Here is a 3829-nt window from a genome sequence, read left to right as displayed (position 1 = left end):
CGGTAGGCGCACCCGCGTGACCGCCCCTTCGCTTTCACCAACTTGCTCGATGAGATTTTCGGTCGCCACCTTTTCTTTACTCTCCCTGCTGTGCCGGTGCGTCGTCTTTCGCTTTCTTGTCTCGAATGTAATCTTCGAACGACGGCGGCAATTCCAACGACTCATCCCACTTGGGCAATTCGGGAGACTCCGCTGTGGGCATCAATGGAATACCGTCGGCTTGCTGCTCTAATTGAAGGGCACGGATGTAGTTATATTTGCTGCGGCTCAGCTGACGAATTTGATTGCTGTCTCGCACAATGGTTGGCCGTATAAACACCATCAGGTTTCGCTTAACCTTTGTGGTGCCTTCAGAGCTAAACAAATGCCCAACAATGGGAATGTCGCCGAGTAAGGGGACTTTTTCCGAGCTGGTTTGGATCTGGTCGTCGATCAAACCGCCAAGCACAATCATACCGCCATCATCCACCATGACACTGGTTTTGATGGAGCGCTTGTTGGTGATCACATCCGCACTGGTTGCCCCGGCAATTGAAGACACTTCCTGCTCAATGCTCATTTGGATGGCATTGCCTTCGTTAATTTGTGGCTTGATTTTCAATTTGATACCCACTTCCTTGCGATCCAATGTTTGGAAGGGGTTGGAATTGTTATCGCCCAGCGTCCGGCCAGTGATGATGGGTACCTCCTGACCGACAACAATCGATGCTTCTTGATTGTCCAGTGTTGTAATGCTGGGCGTAGACAGAATGTTGGCGCCTGTTTCTCTCGCCAAGGCGTTGAGAAACGCCGCAAAACTCAAACCCGACTCGACAATGCGTGCAGCACCGATGCCCGCCCCTCGCAGTCCGCCCAGGACTTGGGCCAGGGCTTGCCCATTGTCACCGCTTGTTGTGTTGTTGGTGGTGGTGACCACACCAGTGCTCGGATCAGTGATAGACACCGAACCATTGTCCTGCCCACGGTTCTGTAACGCCGCGCCAGCGATGGCACCAATGCCTGGGCCGGTATTGGAAAAGTTGATAATGCCTGCCGGCGCCGTGCCACTTCCTGTGTCCCCAAACAACCACTGTACACCCAGCTGTTTAGCGCGATCTTCCGATATTTCGACGATGATGGCTTCAACATGCACTTGCGCACGCCGAATGTCCAACCGCTTGATCACATCTTCAAACGAACGCATCAGATCTGGCGGTGCGGTAATCACCAAGGAGTTGGTTTCTTCATGTGCCTCGATGCTGTAGGGAATGCTGTTCTGACCACGGCGGCCGCCCGAAGCCTTCTTTTGTTTCTCCTCCTCTTCGATGGACTTCCCAACCCCTTCCAGAACTTTGGCCAAATCTTTCGCTTTGGCATAGCGCACATAAATCACTTTGGTATTGCCGTTATTTTCCAACGGTGTATCCAACCGTTTGATCAGCTGTAAATACCGTAATCGCTCATTTTTATCGGCGGCCAGCAAAATGCTGTTCGTCCGCTCATCCGCCACAAACCGCACCGAGAGTTCATTTTTGGGTTGTTGCCGCTGAGACCGACTGAGTGACTCAAGGATTCTGACCACTTCGGACGCCGAAGCATGTTCAAGCGGGATCACTTCAAATTCCTGATTCGACTCTCTATCGACCTGATCAATGATCTTCATGATCCGCTCGACATTCGCCGCATAATCGGTGATCACCAGCACATTCGTGGGTCGATATGCGCTGATATGCCCGCCCTGTTGACGGATCAATGGTCGCAGGAATATCTGCATTTCCTGCGCCGAGACATTTTTAAGTTTGACCACACGCGTAATCAATTCATCGGTATCATTGTCGTTCTGCGTGCCGGTAACGACCCGGTTACTGTCCTGGCGCGCCTGCTGCTCCATCATGATTTTGTAGACAGGCCCGGTTTTCACCGCGGTCATCCCATTGACCTTGAGCACCGACAAGAAGACTTCAAAGATTTCGTCTTCATTCATCAAATGAGGCGAAATAATGGTGACGCGCAAATTTTTGTTGACGCGCGGGTCGAGTACAAAACCATAGCCTGTCAATTTGCTCACGGTCTGAATCAACGTACTCAGTTCCGCCTCTTTCATATTGAGCGTGGCCTGGGCCGCGATGGGCAACAACATTGTCCCGGCATGTGGCGTAGGGCCAACCAGATAGGTGCCCAAGGCCAAAATTGTCAGACAGCCTGATTTAACGAAGTCGTGGAATGTCTTTTTGTGCATTTTCATTGAGACTAAATACCAAAGTTATCGGTTGATTTCCGCGAATGACTTGTAGCGTCAACTCGTCCGCACTGAGGATGGTGTCACGCAGCGTGATTGCCGCTTGCGGCCCATCCAGGGGAATGCCATTGATGGCGGTGATAATATCGTTTCGACGTAAGCCCGCCCGAGCAAACAGGGCCGCATCTTTGCCTGGTGCCACTTTCACACCAATCATTTGACCATCCTTAAGCTCTGGCGTCACCTGGATGAGTTGCGCCAGTGCCATCGGATCCTCATTGAGTTTTTGGCGCAGCGCTTGCAATTTGCGCGTCAACATCTGGTTATTGCGTTTGTCAATATAGGCGCCTTTCGGTTTTTCCCCGTTCAGACTCGTCTGTCCTGGTTCGGCCACCAACGCATCCAGCACCTGTTCGTCCATGGTGAGCGTTTCAAACTGACCATTATGCTTCAAGATGACGCGATTCGGATGCACATCATAGAGCACCACACCGCGGTGCCCGGCAATCTCGTCACCGATGAAATAAACTTCTTGCTCGCCGCGTTCGTTTTCAATCACCGCATTGGACTTTTTCTTATCTTTACTCGCAAAGACACCGCGCAACCGTAACTGTAATGCTGTCTCCGGGGCTTCGGTCACCACTTCTTCAGTGGTAGTTTCAGTGCTGCGTTCCGCCACACCAAACAGGTCTCTGGCCATTGTCGCCACATCCAGTTCAGGAAGTCCTGTCACCGCTTTTCCCGTGGGCAATGCCACTTGCGTCGAAGGAGGCGCCCACTGCTGCCACTCCACCACTGACCATACCAATCGTGCCGCCAACCACGCGCTCACCAGCAGCCCAACCCACGTCAACATGGATAGGAGCTTACTCAATTCTAATCGGCGAAAATAGTTTGTCAGCGAACTTTCTGTCATCATTATATTTGAGGTTTCTCCACCCGCATCCATGCCATATCAATTAGCGGTTGGTTTAAAAAGCATTTCACCGTACCATTGCTAACTATATCATTGAGGAATGTGTTTTTAACACAAACCGTCACAATTGACAGTGAAAAATTACCATTCTGAAGCATTTTCTCCAGAAGCCGTGCGGCTAGACAAATGGCTTTGGGCAGCACGTTTTTTTAAAACGCGTGCCTTAGCGCGCCAAGCGATCGAAGGCGGGAAGGTAACGCTGAACGATGTCCGTGCCAAACCGGCAAAGACAGTGCGACCCGGCGATAGGCTTGTGATATCAAGAGGCTCTGAAAAAATTGAGGTGGTTGTCAAAGCATTGGCGGAACAACGGGGGCCAGCGAAAGTGGCTGTCACTTTGTATGAAGAAACTGAAGCAAGCCAACAACGCCGAGCCCGTCTTGCCGAAGAGCGAAAAATGGCAGCCATTGCTATCCAACACGATCACCGAAAACCCGACAAACATGCTCGTCGTAAAATGCAGAAGTTCAAACGAGGAGACTTCGAATGATTTATGAGCAGTTGGACGCCTTGTTGCATGCGCTTGAAGAAGAACTCAGAGCACTGTCACTATGGGAGCACGATATGCCATCCTTTGAACAGCTTTCCTCGACTGAGCCTTTTATGATCGATACTCTCGATCTGCACCAGTGGCT

Annotated in this window: 4 protein-coding genes; 2 read left to right on the top strand and 2 right to left on the bottom strand. The window is 51.2% G+C overall.

Features of this window, described 5'->3' with window-relative positions; translation table 11 throughout:
- Positions 1-76: 76 nt before the first annotated feature.
- Together gspD and gspC are read right to left on the bottom strand one after the other, a co-directional pair.
- Positions 77-2218: a type II secretion system protein GspD gene (gene gspD, locus D6694_05935; protein ID RMH44366.1), complete on the bottom strand. Its 2142-nt coding sequence runs from the start codon at positions 2216-2218 to the stop codon at positions 77-79.
- On the bottom strand, positions 2187-3167 hold the full coding sequence (gspC, locus tag D6694_05930; GenBank protein ID RMH44365.1) for a type II secretion system protein GspC: 981 nt from the start codon (positions 3165-3167) through the stop codon (positions 2187-2189). The genes gspD and gspC overlap by 32 nt, the downstream gene beginning before the upstream one ends.
- A 100-nt stretch (positions 3168-3267) precedes the next feature.
- On the opposite strand from gspC, the gene D6694_05925 reads away from it, so the two are divergent.
- Both D6694_05925 and D6694_05920 read left to right on the top strand, forming a co-directional pair.
- On the top strand, positions 3268-3684 hold the full coding sequence (locus D6694_05925; protein ID RMH44364.1) for an RNA-binding protein: 417 nt from the start codon (positions 3268-3270) through the stop codon (positions 3682-3684).
- Positions 3681-3829, top strand: a 149-nt coding sequence (locus D6694_05920) for a YqcC family protein (protein RMH44363.1), incomplete at its 3' end; no start/stop codon positions are given. The genes D6694_05925 and D6694_05920, both read left to right, overlap by 4 nt.

It is taken from the genome of Gammaproteobacteria bacterium (assembly GCA_003696665.1).
In the GTDB taxonomy this organism is placed as follows: Bacteria; Pseudomonadota; Gammaproteobacteria; order Enterobacterales.
Note: the sequence above shows the minus strand (reverse complement) of the source record. Positions and strands in the feature narration are given on the sequence as shown.